The 20041-nt window shown below is 64.2% G+C and carries 14 protein-coding genes and 1 tRNA gene; 12 read left to right on the plus strand and 3 right to left on the minus strand.

Translation table 11 applies throughout. The features are described from left to right. Positions 1-108 precede the first annotated feature (108 nt). The 10 genes from hutC (at position 109) to PX653_RS18045 (ending at position 15200) form a co-directional block, all read left to right on the plus strand. Positions 109-855: a histidine utilization transcriptional repressor HutC gene (hutC, locus tag PX653_RS18000; protein WP_277414122.1), complete on the plus strand. Its 747-nt coding sequence runs from the start codon at positions 109-111 to the stop codon at positions 853-855. A 337-nt stretch (positions 856-1192) separates the two neighbouring features. After that, complete coding sequence (locus PX653_RS18005) at positions 1193-5833, plus strand: PAS domain S-box protein (protein WP_277414123.1); 4641 nt, start codon at positions 1193-1195, stop codon at positions 5831-5833. Between the two features lies 1 nt (position 5834). Continuing rightward, complete coding sequence (locus tag PX653_RS18010; protein ID WP_277414124.1) at positions 5835-6263, plus strand: response regulator; 429 nt, start codon at positions 5835-5837, stop codon at positions 6261-6263. A 163-nt stretch (positions 6264-6426) separates the two neighbouring features. Further along, positions 6427-6753, plus strand: a complete 327-nt coding sequence (gene trxA, locus PX653_RS18015; protein WP_107140476.1) for a thioredoxin TrxA — start codon at positions 6427-6429, stop codon at positions 6751-6753. 136 nt (positions 6754-6889) lie between these two features. Then, positions 6890-8152, plus strand: a complete 1263-nt coding sequence (gene rho, locus PX653_RS18020; protein ID WP_277414125.1) for a transcription termination factor Rho — start codon at positions 6890-6892, stop codon at positions 8150-8152. A 361-nt stretch (positions 8153-8513) separates the two neighbouring features. Continuing rightward, entirely contained in the window at positions 8514-8783 is a 270-nt protein-coding gene (locus PX653_RS18025) for a type B 50S ribosomal protein L31 (RefSeq protein ID WP_277414126.1), read from the plus strand. Positions 8784-8874: 91 nt separating this feature from the next. Next, positions 8875-10587, plus strand: coding sequence for an ArnT family glycosyltransferase (locus PX653_RS18030; RefSeq protein WP_277414127.1), 1713 nt, complete (start codon positions 8875-8877; stop codon positions 10585-10587). A 136-nt stretch (positions 10588-10723) separates the two neighbouring features. Further along, a complete protein-coding gene (locus tag PX653_RS18035; protein ID WP_277414128.1) occupies positions 10724-11506 on the plus strand; it encodes a substrate-binding periplasmic protein in 783 nt (260 codons plus the stop codon). Positions 11507-11838: 332 nt separating this feature from the next. Next, positions 11839-13752 (plus strand): AAA family ATPase, encoded by a 1914-nt coding sequence (locus tag PX653_RS18040; RefSeq protein ID WP_277414129.1) that lies wholly within the window; start codon positions 11839-11841, stop codon positions 13750-13752. 119 nt (positions 13753-13871) lie between these two features. Beyond that, positions 13872-15200, plus strand: coding sequence for an IS4 family transposase (locus tag PX653_RS18045; protein ID WP_277414130.1), 1329 nt, complete (start codon positions 13872-13874; stop codon positions 15198-15200). Positions 15201-15250: 50 nt separating this feature from the next. Here PX653_RS18045 and PX653_RS18050 read toward each other — a convergent pair whose 3' ends face one another. After that, complete coding sequence (locus tag PX653_RS18050; RefSeq protein WP_277414131.1) at positions 15251-15697, minus strand: hypothetical protein; 447 nt, start codon at positions 15695-15697, stop codon at positions 15251-15253. 265 nt (positions 15698-15962) lie between these two features. On the opposite strand from PX653_RS18050, the gene PX653_RS18055 reads away from it, so the two are divergent. Beyond that, positions 15963-16643, plus strand: coding sequence for a hypothetical protein (locus PX653_RS18055; protein WP_277414132.1), 681 nt, complete (start codon positions 15963-15965; stop codon positions 16641-16643). Positions 16644-16781: 138 nt separating this feature from the next. Here the strand turns inward: PX653_RS18055 and PX653_RS18060 are convergent, their stop codons facing one another. After that, positions 16782-18743 (minus strand): APC family permease, encoded by a 1962-nt coding sequence (locus PX653_RS18060; protein WP_277414133.1) that lies wholly within the window; start codon positions 18741-18743, stop codon positions 16782-16784. A gap of 138 nt (positions 18744-18881) precedes the next feature. On the opposite strand from PX653_RS18060, the gene PX653_RS18065 reads away from it, so the two are divergent. Next, positions 18882-18966, plus strand: a tRNA-Leu gene (locus PX653_RS18065). A gap of 153 nt (positions 18967-19119) precedes the next feature. Here the strand turns inward: PX653_RS18065 and PX653_RS18070 are convergent. Beyond that, on the minus strand, positions 19120-19626 hold the full coding sequence (locus PX653_RS18070) for a PEP-CTERM sorting domain-containing protein (protein WP_277414134.1): 507 nt from the start codon (positions 19624-19626) through the stop codon (positions 19120-19122). Positions 19627-20041 lie beyond the last annotated feature (415 nt).

A 20041-nucleotide genomic window follows, 5' to 3' on the forward strand; every position in this document is an offset into this window, starting at 1 on the left:
CGATGCCCCCATATTATGACCCGAGCCCGCGTCGGGCACTCCGCGCCTTGCTTTTGAATTCGTCCGGGCCGGTGCTAGAATCGCCGCACCGAGCAGCGGAGAAACCGTTTGGACGCACAGCCAGCCCCCGAGAACCAGCAGGACAATACGCCGATCTTCCAGCGCATCAAGGATTTCCTGACGGCGCAGATCGCGGCCGGGCACTGGAAGGAAGGCGACGTCATCCCGTCCGAGCAGGCGCTGGTCAAGCAGTTCGGCGTGTCGCGCATGACGGTCAACCGCGCCGTGCGCGAGCTGACGGCCGAGGAAGTGCTGACGCGCCGGCAGGGCTCGGGCACCTTTGTCGCGCCGCAAAAATACCAGGCCACGCTGCTGCAGATCCGCAGCATCGCCGACGAAGTGCGTGCGCGCGGCCACACCCACCGCAGCAGCCTGCAGTTGCTGGAACAGAGCCGCGCCAACGAGCTGCTGGCCAAGCAGTTCGAGCTGCCGGCCGGCCTGGCGCTGTTCCATTCGATTATCGTCCACTACGAAAACGGCGTGCCGATCCAGGTCGAGGACCGCTGGGTCAATCCGCAATGCGCGCCGGCCTACATGGCGCAGGACTTCACCCGCATCACGCCCAACGAATACCTGGTAGCGGCGGCGCCGCTGCAGGGCGCCAGCTACAGCCTGGAAGCGCTGGCCGCGCCGCGCGACATCGCCGACATGCTGGCGATGGAAGCGCGCCAGCCGTGCCTCGTGCTGCGGCGCCAGACCCGCTCGAACGGCAAGGTCGCGTCCATCGTCACCATGTGGCATCCCGGCCACCGCTACCAGTTCGCGGGCAGCGTCAGTACCGGCAAGGAAGCCTGACCGGCACGCTCCCGCAATGCCCCCGAAATCGCGGAAATCGGAAATCGGGGACAGCCTCCGAATGCGTAGTTAACGATTTAGGAGGCTGTCCCCAATTGTCGACTCCAATTGCGTGGAAATCGGGGACAGCCTCCAATTGCGTGATGCCTGTCCGATGCCGTAACGCATATCGGAGGCTGTCTCCGATTTGTAGCTATCGGAGGCTGTCCCCGATTTGTCAGTAGCGGCAAAGAAGCCTGACGCCGCAAAAGGGGTACGCAACCGCATCGATGCTATAGTTGACCGCACGTCAGCAGTCCTGCATAACTGCCGATCTGAATGGAAGGTCCAGCAAGGGATGCTCTTGCCTCAACGCCGCACGCCGTCGCACCCGTCGTCCGACCGCCGCTTCGCGCGCGCGGCGCGGGCTGCGTTCGCCATCGCGGCCTTCGCCTTCGTGGCCGCCGCCGGCGCGGCCAACGATCCCGTTACCGTGCAGATGAAATGGCGCCACCAGTTCCAGTTCGCGGGCTATTACGCGGCCCAGGACCAGGGCTATTACCGCGATGCGGGCCTGGACGTGCAGCTGGTGGAAGCGCGCCCCGGCGAGGACACCGTGCAGGCAGTGCTGGACGGGCGCGCGCAGTACGGCACCGGCAACAGCAGCCTGCTGCTGCGGCGGGCCGCCGGCGCCCCCGTCGTCGTGCTGGCATCGATCTTCCAGCACTCGGCCTCCGCGCTGATCGTGCGGCGCGGGCCGGACGGCAAGCGCCTGCCGCTGGCGCGCCGCCGCGTGATGCTGGCGCCAGGCAACGAGGAACTGCAGGCCTACCTGCTGCGCCAGGGCGTGCGGCTGCAGGACCTTACCCTGGTACCGCACAGCTACCGCGTGGAAGATCTCCTGGAAGGCAAGGTCGATGCGATGTCGGCTTACGTGACGGCGATCGCGTACCGCCTCGATCGCATCGCCGGGGCCTATGACGTGCTGACGCCACGCGCGGCCGGCATCGATTTCTATGGCGACAACCTGTACACGACAGAGAGCGAACTGCGCGCACACCCCGAGCGCGCCCGGGCGATGCGGGAAGCCACGCTGAAGGGCTGGCGCTATGCGATGGCCCATCCGGAGGAGATCGTCGACCTGATCCGGGCCCGCTATCCCGACCGCCTGACCCGCGAGCACCTGATGCACGAGGCGCGCGCGACGGCGCCGCTGCTGGAGCAACCCTTGATCGAGCTGGGCTACAGCAATCCCGTACGCTGGCAGGCCATCGCCGACGCCTACGCGGCATTGGGCATGATGCCGGCCCATTTCCCCCTGCAGGGCTTCCTCTACCAGGAGCCGCAACCGCGCTCGCAGTGGCCCTGGCTGGGCGCCGGTGCACTGACGGCGTTGTTGGGCGGCTTCGTGCTGTGGCGCCAGCGCCGCATGGCAGCGCAGTTGCGCGGGGCCGAAACGCGGGCCGGCGACGCCGAGCGCATCGCCGGCTTCGCGCTGGCCGGCGCCGGCGAAGGGCTGTGGGACTGGCAACCGCAGAAGCCCCAGCTGCGCCTGTCGCCGCGCTATTGCGAGATCCTCGGCTACGCGCCCGGTGAGCTGGCGCCGGTCACGCGCGACGACTGGCTGGAGCAGGTACATCCGGACGACCGCCCGCGCCTGCTGCACGAGATGGCGCAACTGGAGGCGCCGCAGGCGGCCTCCGTCCACTTCGCCTGGGAATTCCGCATGCGCTGCCGCGGCGGTCACCATAAATGGGTACTGGTGCGCGGCATGGTGCTCGAGCGCGACCAGGCCGGCCAGCCGCTGCGCATCAGCGGCACGATGGGCGATGCCGGCACGCGCGCGGAGGAGGAGCACGAGCGGGTGGCCGCCATGCTGGAGGCCATGCCCGGCGCGATGCTGGTGGCCGACCGCGCCGGCCGCATCCGCCAGGCCAACGGCGCGGCCGCCGGCTGTTTCGGCTACGACCCGGAGGCGCTGGTGGGGCAATCGCTGGAGCAGCTCGTGCCCGAAGTCATGCGCAGCTCGCCGGGCCAGCCGCGCGAACTGTTCTCCCGCCCGAACCTGCCCGGCCGCGTGCTGACGGCGCGCCGGGCCGACGGCAGCCACTTCCCGGCGATGGTGCACCTGGCCCCGATCAAGGTGGACGGCCAGGGCCTGTCGGTAGTCTCGGTGCGCGACATGACGCAGCGCCAGCGCACCGAGCAGGCGCTGCACGCCAGCTCCGAACGCTACCGCCTGATCGTGCAGACGGCGGCCGAAGGCATCTGGATGACGGACGAGCATGACCGTACGTCGTTCGTCAACCCGACGATGGCGCGCATGCTGGGCTACGAGCCGGAGGAGATGCTGGGCCGCACGATGCAGGAGTTCATGGACGAGGACAGTTGCGCGCTGCTGCGCCAGCAGAACAGCCGGCGCCGGCCCGGCATGGCCGAACAGGGCGACGTACGCTTCTACCGCAAGGACCACTCGTCGATGTGGGGCCTGCTGTCGACGACGCAGCTCAATGCCGACAACGGCGTCTACGCGGGCACGCTGGCCATGATCACGGACATCACGGACCGCCGCCTGGCCGAGGTCGCGCTGCGCAATTCCAGCCAGCGCATGGCGTCCGTGTTCAACGCCGTCACCAATGGCCTCGTGGTGCTCAACAGCGAAGGCGTCTTGCTCGAATGTAACGCGGCGGCCACGCGCATGCTGGGCCCGGCGGCGGCCAGTGGCGCGCGGCTGTGGCCCGGCATGCACGAAGACGGCCGCGCCTTTGCCGACGACGAACATCCCGTCCAGCAGGCGCTGCGCTCGGGCCGCTCGGTGCGCGACGTCGTGATGGGCGTGGCGCGGGAAGACGGCGGCACGGGCTGGCTGTCCGTCAACGCCGAGCCGATGCGCGACGAACTGGGCGCGACAACGATGGCGGTGGCCAGCCTGACCGACATCACGGACCGCAAGCGCAGCGAAGATGCCGTGCGGCATGGTGAACAGCGGCTGCAGGAGATCATCAAGATGATGCCGATCGGCCTGTTCCTGAAGGATGCCAACGGCCGCATGATCCAGATGAATCCCGCCAGCGAGCGGCAGTTCGGCTATACGGTGGCGGACCTGCACAGCGGCAGCTTCGCCCACCTGCACAGCCCCGAGGAGCTGGCGGGGTTCCACCGGCGCGATGCCGAGGCCTTCGCGCACGGCGACCTGATCGACTTCGAGGAAACCGTCTGGAACCCCCGGCTGCACGAGCAGCGCCACCTGCGCACCTTCAAGAAGCCCGTGTTCGACGAGCAGGGCAAACCCTCTTACCTGATCTGCATGGCGATCGACATCACCGACAGCAAGCGCGCCGAGCATGCGCTGCGCGAATTGAACGAACACCTGGAGGAACGGGTGGCGCAGCGCACCGAACAGCTGGAGGAAGCCAAGCAGGTGGCCGAGGAGGCCAGCATGGCCAAGGGCCAGTTCCTGGCCAACATGAGCCACGAGATCCGCACGCCGATGAACGGCGTCATCGGCATGGCCTACCTGGCCCTGAAGACGGACCTGGACCCGCGCCAGCGCGACTACCTGGAAAAGATCCGCTTCGCCGGCGAGCACCTGCTGCGCATCATCGACGATATCCTCGACATCTCGAAGATCGAGGCGGGCAAGCTCGATATCGAGCAGGTGCCGTTCTCGATGGAGCACGTGATCCGCACGCTGACGACAGTGGTGGCGCCCAAGGCGGCCGGCAAGGAGCTGGCGCTGGAGTTCGACCTGGATGCGGCCCTGCCGCCCGTGCTGGTGGGCGACCCGCTGCGGCTGAACCAGGTGCTGATCAACTACACCACCAACGCCATCAAGTTCAGCGAGCATGGCAGCATCCGCGTCAGCGTGAGGAACGTGCTGGCGGACGCGCAGCACTGCCTGGTGCGCTTCGAGGTCAGCGACGAGGGCATCGGCTTGTCCGACTCGGAAATGGACAAGTTGTTCCAGTCGTTCCAACAGGCCGACGCCTCGACGACGCGGGCCTACGGCGGGACCGGCCTGGGGCTGGCGATCTGCAAGCAACTGGCGCAACTGATGGGCGGCGAGGTCGGCGTCAGCAGCCGGCCCGGTGCCGGCAGCACGTTCTGGTTCACGGCGCGCCTGGGCATCGGCGCCGCGCCGGGCGCCGTGGCACGCCAGGATGCCGATGCACCCGCGCTGCCCGGCACCCCGATGGCCGCACTGAAGGACGCACGGATCCTGCTGGTGGAAGATAATACGTTCAACCAGCAGATCGCGCAGGAGATGCTGGAGGAAGCCGGTGCTGCCGTGTGCGTGGCAAACAACGGCGCGGAGGCGCTGGAACTGCTGCGCCAGACGGGCTTCGACTGCGTGCTGATGGACGTGCAGATGCCGCTGATGGACGGCCTGGAGGCGACGCGCCGCATCCGCGCCGATCCGCGCCTGGCCGGGCTGCACGTGCTGGCGATGACGGCCACCGCGACCAACGAGGACCGCGAGCGCTGCCTGGCGGCCGGGATGGACGATTTCATCTCCAAGCCCATCCAGCCGGCCACGATGGTGCAGAGCGTGGCGCGCTGGCTGCCGGCGCGGGCGGCGGGCCCGACGGTGGAACGGCCGGCGCCGCTCCGCCGTGCCGGCCGCGGCACCCTGGCCGGCGACCCGGAGGTGATCGACCTGTCCGTGCTGGCGCAGGTGCTGGGCTACCATCCGGACAAGATCCGCAAGTTCGCGTTCAAGTTCCTGCACACGAGCGAGACGGGCTTCTCGGAAATGGAACGGGCGCTGGCGGCGGGCGACCTGCAGGCCGTGCGCGACCTGGGGCACCGCCTGAAAGCATCGGCCCGCACGGTCGGCGCGCTGGGGCTGGGCGACCTGTGCCAGCAGCTCGAGCAGCTGCCGGCGGGCGATCCGGCTGCGGCGCAGACGGCGCGCGAGCTGGTCGCCAGGCTGTGGCCGCTGCTGGCGCGCGTTACGGAACACATCATGAACCACACTACTTTTGCCGACGACAACTGACATGACTACCGCACTGAGGATCCTGCTGCTCGACGACGATCCGTTCATGCTGGAGCTGATGACCGACATGCTGCAGGGCATGGGCTACGAGAACGTGCGCGCCGAAAGCGATGCACGCCGGGCCTTGGCGGCGCTGCCCGAATTCGGCCCGGACCTCTTGATCTGCGACCTGTCGATGCCCGACATGGACGGCATCGAATTCCTGCGTGCGGCGGCCGAGGCGCACTTCGACGGCAGCGTCGTGCTGCTGTCCGGCATGGACAGCGGCATCCTGCGCGCCGCCGAGACGCTGGCGATGGCGCAGGGGCTGTCGATCCTCGGCGCATGCAGCAAACCGGTGCCGCGCACGGACCTCGCGGACATGCTGGCGCGTGCCTGGCAGCAGCGCGAGGCACGCGCCAGGCCACCGGCACACGGTGGCGTAAAATAGGTTATTATTTGATCCATTCCCGCCTGATTCCCACTTGCAACGTGCATTGAATTAGCGTGTGCCGTCTCCATCTGCCGTCTTATCCCCGGCGATGACGTGGGCACGGAGCTTCCCGTCGCATTGCCAGGCAACTTTAATCCTTCCTCCTGACGAGGCAAAAAACATGAGCGAAAACATCAAACACATTACCGACGCATCGTTCGAGGCGGACGTGCTGAAGTCCGACCGTCCGGTACTGGTCGACTTCTGGGCCGAATGGTGCGGTCCGTGCAAGAGCATTGCACCGATCCTGGAAGAGGTCGCCAAGGAATACGACGGCAAACTGACGATCGCCAAGCTCGACGTGGATGCCAACCAGACCGTGCCGGGCAAGTTCGGCATCCGCGGCATCCCGACCCTGATCCTGTTCAAGAACGGCGTTCCGGCTGCCCAGAAAGTGGGCGCGATGGCAAAAGGCCAACTGACCTCTTTCATCGACAGCAATATTTGAGTAATATAGGCAGTGCTGCGCCCGCAGCGCTGCCTGCCTGGCAGGGATCGAGGCTCCAGCCCGTCCCTTTTGATAATTTAGTCCACGCAGTTCCCTCCCCTACCTTACTTTCCCGTCACGGGACACTCAAACACCTATGCATCTATCTGAATTAAAGGCCCTGCACGTTTCGGCATTGCTGGAAATGGCTATCGGCCTGGATATCGACAACGCTGCGCGCCTGCGCAAGCAGGAACTGATGTTCGCCATCCTGAAGAAGCGCGCCAAAGCGGGCGAGCAGATCTTCGGCGACGGCGCCCTCGAAGTGCTGCCCGACGGCTTCGGCTTCCTGCGCTCCCCTGACGCCAGCTACATGGCGTCCACGGACGACATCTATATTTCCCCTTCCCAGATCCGTCGCTTCAACCTGCACACAGGCGATTCGATCGAAGGCGAAGTGCGTACGCCGAAGGACGGCGAGCGTTACTTCGCGCTGGTCAAGGTAGACAAGGTCAACGGCGAATCGCCGGAAGCCTCGAAGCACCGCATCCTGTTTGAGAACCTGACGCCGCTGCACCCGAACGAGCCGCTGCGCCTGGAGCGCGAGATGAACGGCGCGGAAAACATCACGGGCCGTATCGTCGACCTGATCGCGCCGATCGGCAAGGGCCAGCGCGGCCTGCTGGTGGCGTCGCCCAAGTCCGGTAAATCCGTGATGCTGCAGCACATTGCCCACGCCATCACCGCCAACCACCCCGACGTCACGCTGATCGTGCTGCTGATCGACGAACGTCCGGAAGAGGTGACGGAGATGCAGCGCTCGGTGCGCGGCGAAGTGGTCGCGTCGACGTTCGACGAGCCGGCCACGCGCCACGTGCAGGTCGCCGAAATGGTGATGGAAAAGGCCAAGCGCCTGGTCGAGATGAAGAAGGACGTCGTGATCCTGCTGGACTCGATCACCCGCCTGGCGCGCGCCTACAACACCGTCATCCCGGCTTCCGGCAAGGTGCTGACGGGCGGCGTGGACGCCAACGCGCTGCAGCGTCCGAAGCGTTTCTTCGGCGCCGCCCGCAATATCGAGGAAGGCGGCTCGCTGACGATCATCGCGACCGCCCTGATCGAAACGGGCTCGCGCATGGACGACGTCATCTACGAGGAATTCAAGGGCACCGGCAACATGGAAGTGCACCTGGAGCGCCGCCTGGCCGAGAAGCGCGTCTACCCGGCTATCAACCTGAACAAGTCGGGCACCCGCCGCGAGGAACTGCTGATCAAGCCGGACCAGCTGCAGAAGATCTGGATCCTGCGCAAACTCCTGTACTCGATGGACGAGATCGAAGCGATGGAGTTCATCCTCGACAAGATGCGCGCCACGAAGACCAACACGGAGTTCTTCGACATGATGCGCAGAGGTGGCTAAAGCCACGTGCGCCAAGGAGATCGGCCTTGCAAGGCCGATCCGTTCCGCAGGCGCGGGGCCGGGCCCCACGAAACCCCTGCTCCACCGCCGGGGTGGCTAAAGCCTGGGGTCTGTCCCTGCATAGGGACTGACCCCGAAGTTTGTGAGCATGTCGCCGACATCGGTGCCAAACTTCAGGGTCAGTCCCGCAAGGGGACAGACCCCATGCCTGCCCTTTTTGGTTCCCAGACACGTGCCGCAAACCACTTTTTGCGGTATAATCCCCCGCTGTTTTTAACCATGGCAAGTGAGCGGCAATCGGGTCAAGAAGCTGTACGACCGACGAAGTGCTGTTTGGCTACCAAACTCTTGAGAGAAGCACATGAAAGCCGATACCCATCCAGATTACCGCGAAGTTGTCTTCCACGACCTGTCGTGCGACTTCAAGTTCGTCACCCGTTCCACGATCCAGACCCGCGAAAAGATCACCCACGAAGGTAAAGAATACCCACTGGTGAAGATCGAGGTTTCGTCGGAATCGCACCCGTTCTTCACGGGCCAGCACAAGATCGTCGACACCGCCGGCCGCGTGGAAAAATTCCGCCAGAAGTTCGGCAAGGTCGGTTCGAAGACCGCCGTCGCTGCAGGTTAATTCTCCTGGTCGCGAAAAAAAGGCAGCTGCGGCTGCCTTTTTTTATTGTTATCCCCGATACTCCAGTTTCCATCGGTAAGTCACCTGATCCATGAAGCCTGTCCGCCTCCCTGCCTCCGCCACCCTCGCCCTGCCCCGCTGGGCGCTGTTCGCCCTGGCCCTGCTGTACATCCTGCCGGGCGTGATCGGCCGCCAGCCATGGAAGAACGACGATGCCGCCAGCTTCGGCATCATGTGGACAATGGCGCAAGGGACCTGGCAGGACTGGCTGTGGCCCAACATCGCCGGTCTGTCCGTGCCCGAGGAGGGCCCGCTCATGTTCTGGCTGGGCGCGCTGTGCATCAAGCTGCTGGGTCCACTGCTGGGCGACGTGCTGGCCGCTCGGGTGGGCACCGTCGGCATCTTCCTGCTGGGTGCGCTGTCGCTGTGGTTTACCACGTTCCACCTGGGCCGCCGTCCCGAGGCGCAGCCTCTCAAGCTGGCCTTCGGCGGCCAGCCCGAGCCGGACGATTTCGGCCGCACGCTGGCCGATGCGGCCCTGCTGATCTATCTCGGCTGCCTGGGCCTGTTGCAGCACAGCCATGAGACGACGGCCGAACCGTTGCTGACGGCCCTGCTGGCGCTGACGTTGTACCGCTCCGTGCGCTATATGGAGAAGCCCTGCCTGCGCAATGCCGCGCTGATCGGCATGGCGCTGGGCCTGATGACGTTGACACGCGGCTGGGTGCCGCCGGCCGCCCTGCTGGTGGCCCTGTTCATCTGCACCCGTTTCCTGGCGATGCCGGCCGCGCGCACGCTGCCGCACCTGTTGCTGTCGCTGGCCGTCGCGGCCGCCGTCACGTTGCCGTGGATATTGCCGGCCCTGCTGACGCGGCCGTACGGCCAGGCGCCGCTGTCGGCCTGGCTGGCATGGAACATCTCGCAGATCGGCCTGCCGAACCTGCGTGCCGTGCAGGCTTTCCTGCGCGACGGCGTGTGGTTCTTCTGGCCCGCCTGGCCGTTCGCGCTGTGGGCCGCGTATGCCTGGCGGCGCCAGAGCAACCTGCTGCACATTGTCGTCCCCACGACGTTCGTGACGATCGCCACGCTGCTGCTGCTGCTGCACCCAGCCCCCGAGCATGCCCAGCTGCTGATGCTGATGCCGCCGCTGGCCATCATGGCCGCGTTCGGGCTGCTGACGGTGCAGCGCGGCGCCATCAACGCCATCGACTGGTTCTCCGTCACGGTGCTGACCCTCGGTGCGGCCGTGCTGTGGATCTTCTGGTATGCCCAGCTGACGGGCTGGCCGCCGCGTCCCGCCCACAATGTGCTGAAACTGCTCCCCGGCTATGTGCCGGAAGTGAACTGGCTGGCAACGATCGTCGCCGCCGGCGCCACGCTGGGCTGGTTCCTGCTGGTGCAATGGCGCGTGTCGCGCCGGCCGTCCGTGCTGTGGCGCGCCGTCGTGCTGTCGTCCGGCGGCGTGATCCTGATCTGGATCCTCCTGATGACCTTGTTCCTGCCGCACATGAACTACAGCAAGAGCTATGCGACGGTCGCGCGCCAGGTGGCGGCCGCGCTGCCCGCCGATACCGATTGCATCGCCACCAATGCGGGACCGGCCCAGCGCGCGTCGTTCGCCTACTTCGGCAAGCTGCCGTTCAGCAGTGTGGGCAAGACCGATTGCCAACTGCTGCTGTGGCAGTACGACGTGCGCGGACCCAACGCCGGGCTGTCGCCCGCAGGCAACTGGATCGTGCTGTGGGAAGGCCGCCGCGCCAGCGATCGCAGCGAACGCTTCCGCCTGCTGCGCCGCGCGCCCTGACGGTCCGGCGGCCAGCGGACGCGGCGCGCCCGCAACGGCCGCAGGACTTACCAGTCGTGCTGCCTTGCTGGTTGCCAGCCGATCGGCTATGCTGAAGTCGTTCTTGCTTTGGTGAATCATTATGTGGAAATCGGCAGTGGCCCTGGCAGTACTGGCAGTAGCGGGCCCCGTCCTGGCTGGCGGCACCGTCGGCCCGACCGCCGAGGTACGGCCCGGTCCCGTGCAGGTCGCACCGGCCGCGAGCTGGCCGGCCCTCGTCATCACGGGTGAAAACACGCCGCCGTCGAGCATGCTCGTCAACGGCAGGCCCACGGGCTATCAGACCGACAAGATCGTCGCGCTGATGCAGCGCGCCGGCGTGCCTTATCGCATCGATATCCTGCCGTGGAAACGGGCCTACGTGATGGCCCAGCGCGACCCGCTGACCTGCGTCTACTCCACCTCGCGCACGCCCGAGCGGGAGAAATTCTTCAAATGGGTCGGCCCCATCAACAGCACCGAATGGCTGCTGCTGGGCCGTGCCGGCCACCCTTACCAGTTGAAAACGCTGGACGACGCGCGCAACCTGCGCATCGGCGCCTACAACGGCGACGCCCGCGGCGAGTACCTGCGCAGCCGCGGCTTCAACGTGGACTCGCTGCAGAACGACATGGCCAACCAGCAGAAGCTGCTGTTGAACCGCATCGACCTGTGGGCCGTGGCCACCCGCACCGACAGCAATATGCTGGACCGCCTCACCATGGGCGGCAAGCTCGTTCCCGTCCTTGTCTTCAACAAGGTACAGCTGTACCTGGCCTGCAATGCCACCACGCCCGATGCCCTCGTCGACCGCCTCAACGCCACCTTTGAAACGCTGCGCCGCGACGGTACGCTCAGCCGTATCGACCGCCGTTACGAAGAGCTGGAAGCGCAAAAGTAAAACTTGTAAAACCGAATAGACAAGTGGTAATTGCGCGTGTAAAAAGGTGTTGCACGGCATTGTTTTTTCTTGAGGAAACTAAAGACAAAGCTTGCGGACGCCGGTATAGTCCACATATACGCTACGTTGCCGCTCGGCATTAAGGGACAAGCCCTTATCGGAACAAAAGCTGCCCCCCAAGCAGCGTCCATGCACAGCGACACGACTTCCCGGCAGTGCCCCGCTAACCGCGCGCCGGATCCCGAGGTCTGAGCTGAGCGCCCCGCCCCGCGCCCGGTCCATCTCGTTGTATCGACATTCGTTTCCATGTTTGTCCCTTATTGAGTCTGCCCATGTTCAATCTCTACAAACTTCAGCTCGCTCTCAAGAACACCTGGGTGCGCGTCACCCTCGTCGTGCTGGCGGTGGCTGCCGTGGCCTTTGCAGTCCTCAGCAATGAGACGACGCAGGACGGCAGCCCCGTCGTGCGTTCGCAGAACATTTCCGAGATCACGGCCCTGGTGGGCCAGCGCGAGAAGCTGGACTACCTGCTGATCGCCCGTCCGCTGTCGGACGCGCCGCGCTACATCTACAAGTACAAGGATTCCGCCCAGCTGCACGTGGTGAAGGTGCCGAGCACGTCCCACCTGTCGCTGGAGCGCGAGGTGCTGCTGCGTAATGGCCTGCCCTACGCCATCGCCAAGGAAGAGTACCTGGCATCGCACAAGGCCGTGCTGCAGGACGACGGCGGCACGATGGCCACCGTCACCGGCTTCGCCCGCCGCCACGCCTTCGACATCTTCCTCGTCACCCTGCTGCTGTTCGTGCTGAAGTTCGGCATCCCGGGCATGGGCATGTCCGCCTCCGTCATCACGCCGGACAAGCTGAAAGGCTCGATGGACGACCTGATCGGCATGGAAGACATCAAGCAGGAAGTGCTGCACCTGGAAGACATGATCCGCAACCGCAGCGTGTACAAGCAGCACAATATCGACAAGCCGTTCAACGTCATGCTGACGGGCCCTGCCGGTACCGGCAAGACCAAGCTGGCCGGCTACCTGGCCAAGCGCCTGGGCTATCCGCTGATCTCGGCTTCCGGCTCGGCGCTGGAATCGGGCTACATCGGCGGCGGCTCCAAGTCGCTGAACGCGCTGTACCGCAAGGCCTGCGCCCGCGGCAACTGCATCATCTTCCTGGACGAAGCGCAGGCGCTGTTCATGCCGCGCGGCCGGGGTGAAAAGAAATGGGAAGACGACACGGCCAATACGCTGCTGGGCCTCCTGGACGGCGTCAAGAGCGACGAAGGCAAGGGCGTCATCTGGGTGGTCGCGTCGAACTTCGACGACAACAACTCGTCGATGGACGAAGCCATGCTGCGCCGCTTCTCCGTCAAGATCAACTTCCGCCTGCCCAACAAGACGGAGCGCCAGGAACTGCTGCGCTCGTTCCTGAGCCGCAAGGAAGAAGGCCTGGTCGACTGGAACGACATGGACCTGAACCAGGTTGCCGAGATCACCAACAACCTCAGCCCGGCGCTGCTGGAAACGGTGGTGGAACGCGCGTCGATGCTGTCGATCCAGGACAAGACGGTCATCAACACGGACCTGATGTTCCGCGCCTTCGAGCGCGCCACGATCGGCCTGACCGACCGCGCCACGACGGCCGAGAAGACCCGCCAGCGCGAGCGCATCGCCTTGCACGAGCTGGGCCACTTCTTCATGCAGATCGACCCGTTCCTGCGCGAGGGCCTGTCCCTGGCGGAAGTGAAGGAAAAGTCGCACCTGCTGAAGATCAGCACGGAATCCGTGTCGAAGTTGAACGCGCTGGGCTATGTGCTGTCCGCCGGTGACGACATGTCGCTGCGTACGCTGGAAGAGATGGAACGCGACGTCATGCAGCTGTACGGCGGCGTGGCGGCGGAAGAACTGTTCTACGGTGCCCGCGGCATTTCCGTCGGCAGCCAGAACGACATCCAGAAGGCCACGTCCATGCTGGACATGATGGTCAACCGCCTGTCGATGTATTCCCGCTCGAAGCTGGACTACAGCCAGTTCAAGAACGAAACGTCGGGCGAGCACACGCTGGTCCAGGTGGAAGCCAAGGCCGACGAGCTGTACAGCCAGACCCTGAAGTCGATCGGCGATTACCGCGACGTGATGGAATCGCTCAAGGACGTGCTGATGGAACGCTACGTGCTGTCGAAAGACGCGATCTTCACGCTGCTGGAAGAACGCCTCGATCCGGCACCGCTGCGCCTGGTGGCGTAAGCGCCTCCCGCTGCAAAGACAAGGCCCGCATCATGCGGTAATGCCGTTCAGTTAAGACTGAGCGGCATTTTTCTTTTTGGTGTTGTAAACAGTAGCTGAGGCTGTTAACCTGCGTCACCATGCTTGATGACGCGCTCCATTTCCTCGTACAAGCCCAGGAAGACCCGGACTGGGCCCGCCTGGGACGGCACTTGCCTTCCGAGTGGATCGAGCAAGCGGTTGTACACACTGGCAAAGCGAGCATTCGACGGCGCCGGCTGCCGGCCGAGCAGGTAGTGTGGCTCGTCGTCGCCTTGGCGCTGTACCGTCATCAGTCTATCAGTGAAGTGGTTGACGACCTGGACCTTGCGTTGCCGGACGTGCAGGCGCCTTTCGTAAGCAAAAGCGCGGTAGCGCAGGCACGGCAGCGTGTTGGCGCCGAACCACTGCGGGCATTATTCGAGATCTCAGCAAAGGCATGGTCGGAGCAGGATCGCAAGCAGTACCTGTTCAAGGGACTAAGTCTGTATGCGATGGACGGCACGACATTGAAGACGGCGGATACGCCGGAACAGCGCGACCATTTCGGCGAGCAGTCGTATGCCAGTGGCCGGATCGCCAGCTATCCGCAAGTGCGTGGTGTGACCTTGACTGCCGTGCCGACCCACCTGATACGCGATGCCAAGTTTGGCCCTTACGGCATCAACGAGATGCTGTACGCCAAGGAGCTGCTCGCATCGATTCCGGATGATTCGCTTACCGTCTTCGACAAAGGTTTTCTGTCAGCCGAGATTCTGTGCGGCCTGACCGTCGGAGGAACGAACAGGCACTTCATCATTCCAGCCAAGTCCAATACGAAATGGGAAGTCGTTGGCGGTACTGCCGACGATGCGATGATCGAAATGCGCGTATCGCCCCAGGCACGCAAGAAGTGCCCGGACTTGCCTGAGACTTGGCGCGCACGCGCCATTACGATCATCGACCAGAGCGCACGCAAACACGTATTGCTGACCTCACTATGCGACACCAAGCGCTACACGGCCAAAGACGTTGCGACTTGTTATACCCGGCGCTGGCAGATCGAAACGAGCTATCGCGAACTCAAGCAAACGATGATGGGCAGGGCGTTGACGCTGCGCAGCCGTACCGTCGAAGGCGTCTACCAGGAAATCTGGGGAACCTTGACTGCCTATAACCTGATCCGGCTGGAGATCGCCAAGGCCGCACTGGCGGTGAAGTGTGAGCCGACTGAGGTCAGTTTTATCCGTGCATTCCATGTCATCCAATACGAACTGCATTGGGCAGCAGTAACCCGCTCACATGGCAAGCTGCCCGCCTTGATGCAGCGCCTTCGCCAGCGTCTGCTCATGCTACTGAATGAAGAACGGCCCGGTCGAAAAATCGACCGGGCCGTGAAGGCCTTACCTCATCGCTACACTGTCCGCGTCCTGAAAAAAGACCTTAACTGAACGGCATTACGCATCATGCGGGCCTTTTTACTGGGCGGAGCAGACGCGCATCAGCGAAATGCCAGCGTGGGCTTGCCGAGATCGCTCGCTGCCACTTTCGCCGCCGGCAGGCGCTCGAAGTTGGCGATGGTGACCATCTGGCCTTCGTTGCCGAAGCTCAGCTCGACGCCGTCGCGGGTGACGAACTTGCCGGGCCCTACCGCCAGCAGCTGGACGGGCGTGCCGCGTTTGGCCTGCAGCGCGCTCATCGTCTGCGTGATGCCACGGTTGCGCACGACCACGTAGTGCCGGTTGTTCTGTGCGGAAAATTCCGCGATCTGGCCATTGGACAGGCGATAGCTGTAGGCGTAATCGTCGAACTCGTGTGCGGCAAGCTGGTAGGTGGCGCGCGCGGCAGGCACGGGCACGGTGGTATCGGCGGTTTGCGGGGCGGCGGCAGCAAGGCCGGCGACAGTCATGCACAGTGCCGCGACGGCACGGGTCAGTACGTGGTTCATGGGGTCTCTCCGAATGGTTGCCAGGTCGTTGCCGCCTCTCTGTAATGTGCGGCAACAGTGACAAGGTAGCAAATGGATCGACGGCGGTAACGCGGAAAGCGATGAAGCGCAGGATTTCGGGGACAGGCTGCAGGCGGGGTCGGATAAACGGGCAACGGCTGGGCGCGGGGTCAGGTGCCCAACCGATCAGCAGGTTAGAAGCTTGAGTTCGGTGGATTGCTAAGGCATCTCATATACTTGTATGATTGCTAATTTTGTTACTCAAATGCTTTCCATGAATACATTAAAATTGATCAGTGCCCTGCTGATGGCAGCGACACTGGGCGTTGGCGGCGGCCGCATCGCAGTTGCCAAAGACATTACCGCGCCCGTCAAGGCGAGCGCTGCCAACACCGAAGCAGGCCAATTCTTCGAGTTGAGTGTTGACGGCAAGTCCCTCCCGATGGATGTGGGCCGCCCGACTGAGGCGCACTTTGTCCGCGCCAGTGTGACGGCAAATCGTGTGTTCAGTTTCAGCGCGGGCGACCGGAAATCCAATTTCATGCTCGCCGTAGCCGTTGGGGCACGGCCGGGTCAGGCACTCATACCGGGCGTGTACGAATCCTATAACTGCGACCAGGACCATGCATGTGACGACCCGCCCACGCCATCCGAAAACCAACTGACTGCTGTGATCATGAACCATGCGGACATTCCGATGCAGGTTGGGGATCTCAAGGAAGCGCTCAAGGCACGCAAGCTTGGACTGGCCCCCTTGCTTGTCACCATCACCAAGGTTGAAGACGTCAATCTGAAAGCGATTGGCCCACGCAAACGCGTCCAGGGCAGCTTCAAAGGCCAGCTGGCCTACGTCAAGAACGACGCGCACAACGTGCCGCATGTCGTCGGCCGCGTCAAGGAAGTAGAAGGAAAATTCGACGTGTACGCGGTTATATACACGGATTAAAACGAGTAGCCCAGCCTTCCTTGCTACCGCCGGCAATCAGGTTTTCGCTGGCGGAGCTACTTACCGCCCGCTTTTACTATTGCTCCCGCTTGTATATTCACGGCCAGGTACTTTCATGGCGCGTCGCCTGATGCCGTATTACACCTTCATCGGCAAGATCACCATCTGTAACCCTTCAAGGTGCAAGCGCCGCTGCACCGCCAGCGAAGCCTGGTTGTGCAGCATGCGCACCAGCCAGTTGTCGCTGGTGAAAATGAGCTTGCTGGTGAAGTAGATCGCGTGCGGGAACTCGCGGCTGATCTCCTCGCACAGCCGGGTCACCTCGTCGACGGCATCCGTGCCGAAGCCCAGGTAGGACGACGCCGCCATGCCGTGGCTGTGGCAGAAGTCGACGAAGTATTCCAGCGTCTCGGCCGCCTCCTCGCGCATCTTTTCCATCGCGCCCTCGCCGCCGTACGCGTGGTAGTCGACCGTGCGGGCGTTCACGAACAGGAAGTTCTTGAAGTGGTTCGGGAACATGCGCTGTACCCACAGCAGCGCGTGCAGGCCGCCGCCGCGCGACGTGCCGACGATGAACACAGCCGTCTGCGCTTCCGGATCCGGCTCGACGGGCTCGCGGTTCGGTCCGAACGGCTGCGTGGCGAACACGTCGTCGACGGAACGGATCGCCTGCTTCGTCTCGCGGTAGTGATTGCGGATGAAGATGCACAGCGTGGCAATGGCCCCGATGATCAGTGCCGTCACCCAGCCGCCCTGCGCGAAGCGCTCCACCAGCAGCACGACCAGGATGCCGGCGCAGATGATGAAGCCCAGGGTGGAGAGCAGCAGCCGGCGCAGCCAGTGGGTGCCTTTCTTGCGGTTGCGCGCCCAGTACAGGCACAGGCCGAACAGGGAAATGGCGAACGTCAGGAACACGGAGATCGAGTACAGCACGACCAGCAAGGTGACACTGCCGCCGGTCCAGAACAGGATCGCCAGCGCGGCTACGCCCATGACAAGGATGCCGTTTTGCGTGACGAGCCGCGTGGACAGGTAGCGGAACTTGTGCGGCACCCACGAGTCGGCGGCCATGTTCGACAGCACGGAAGGTCCGCCCAGGAAGCCCGTGTTGGCAGCCACGAACAAGAGGCCCGCCTCGAACGCCAGCACGACGGCCAGCATGACCTGGTTGGCCACGCCGCCGCCCGGGTTGGCGTTTTCGATGATGCTGCGGAACGTCGTCGCGTTCAGCGTTTCGCCGTGGATCGGCGAGGCGTCCCACAGCAGGTACAGCAGGATGATGCCGGCCGCCGTCACGGCGAGCGACAGCGCCATGTAGATCATCGTTACCTTACCGGTGCGCACCCGTGGTTCGGCCAGCAGGTTGACGTTGTTCGACACGGCCTCCAGGCCCGTATAGGTACCGCCGCCCTGCGAATACGCCAGCAGCAGCATCGCCGCCACGCCGCTCCAGCCGATGGAGCCGGCCAGGCTGACCGTTTCGTCCAGCGTGCCGGGCACGAGGTCCGGCAGGTAGGACGCGTGCGCCGCGATGCCGTACACGATCAGCACGAGGTGCGTCAGCACGAAGCCGACGAAGATCGGCAGCAGGATCTGGATCGCCTCCTTCAGCCCGCGCAGGTTCATCACAATCAGCACCGCAATGAAGAACGCTTCCGCCCACAATTTATAAGGCTGGAACCACAACGGCAGGAATGACGCCAGCGCATCGACGCCCGAAGCGATGGAGATCGCGATCGTCAGCACATAGTCGAGGATCAGCGCGCAGCCCGATATCAGCCCGAGATACGGTCCCACCAGCTTGGTCGCGACGCGATAGCCGCCGCCCCCGGTCGGGAACAGTTCGATAACCTGGTTATAGGCCAGCGCGATGATGAACACGGTGACGGCGGTCGCGATGGCCATGTACAGGCCCAGGTGCGTGTGCGCGCCCAGCGCCTTGAACGTCTCTTCCGGCCCATAGGCGGACGACGACAGGCCGTCGGCGCCCAGGCCCACCCACGCCAGGAAGGCCACCAGGGCCATCGAGTGGCGCGTCTCGCTGGCCATCGGGTCGAGCGCCTTGCCCAGGATGATTTCGCGGATTTTGTTGTTTTTCATGCGTGCTGGCCGGCTGCCCCGGCATTACGTGCCAGCCGAGATGATACGCGATCCCGTTCGCCTGCCGGTTGCCAGAAGGACAACACCTGACGCAGGGTTGCCGCAGCTGATCAAATCAGTGATAATGCACGGCGCGTCGCCGGGATGGCGGAATAGGTAGACGCACGGGACTCAAAATCCCGCGCCGCAAGGCGTACCGGTTCGATTCCGGTTCCCGGCACCACCCACCTGTATCGCCCCGTGTATTGCCCCCTGTATCACGCAGCGTCACACAGCGTCACACAGCGTCACACAGCGTCACACAAGCTCAGAACCCGCATGTTTTCAGGCATTGCGGGTTTTTTGTTGTCCCGGGCAGTCTCGCCAGAAGGTGAGGTCACCGTCGGCGATACCGCCCCGCTGCCCCCAGCAGCAGCATCCCTGCACCCAGCATCGTCCACGTCTCCGGTTCCGGGATGGGCGGCGTTACTGACATGCTGGTCCAGGTGGCGAGGTAAAACCTCACCGCCACGTTGTCGTCACTGCCGTTTGCATAGGCCAACATAAGATCCTTGTCCCACTCGTCGGTGGTATCCGTGTTCCAGTTCGTGACAGTGGAATGCGATTCACTGGCCGAGGCACCGTCGCTCAGAAACGAGACCGACGCGCTGGCGATCGACAGGTAGCGTGCTCCGTCCAGGGCATACGCCGACAGCACATGAAGATGCCCGCTCATGATCAGTACGGTGTGCGGCTGCACCGTCAGCTCGATCATCTGGTTGACCCGGCTGCCGACGTGCGCCTCACCGAACCGGACGACGCTCGGCGTCGCGTAGGCTATTGTAGAGATGTCGCCCAGCCCACCCTCGGTGCTGGCTTGAGCAAACGTTGCGCCATCGTCCACCCGGGCCGTGCCGGGCTCGTAGGGTGCCGGAGAGAGATCCTCCCGCAGCCAAATTCCCCTAGGCTGGTAATGTTGGTACCCAGCTTCGGCCCTGCCACGGACGCAATGCTGTAGCCGGCGGCAATGCCGTCATCGGGCGTCAGGTCCAGCACGCCGAACTGCAGGTTCGAGATCGTTGCCGAGGCCCTGCCATCGGCCAGTGCGGGGCCACCGCACAGCAGCAGGCCAGCCGCGACCAGTGCCGCGGAAAGACGGGGATGTGGATACATGAGTTCTCCGATGGGGTGACGAAGCGGTGGGCACTACAGGAAAAGCGAAGAGGACCGTTTGCGTCAGATCATCCTAAAGTCGATCCCGTGTCACCCGCTTGATGTGCGTCAAGCGGCGCTGCGATTTGGCGTGACGCCGCGCCCTT

The organism is Pseudoduganella chitinolytica, from assembly GCF_029028125.1.
Lineage (GTDB): Bacteria > Pseudomonadota > Gammaproteobacteria > Burkholderiales > Burkholderiaceae_D > Rugamonas > Rugamonas chitinolytica.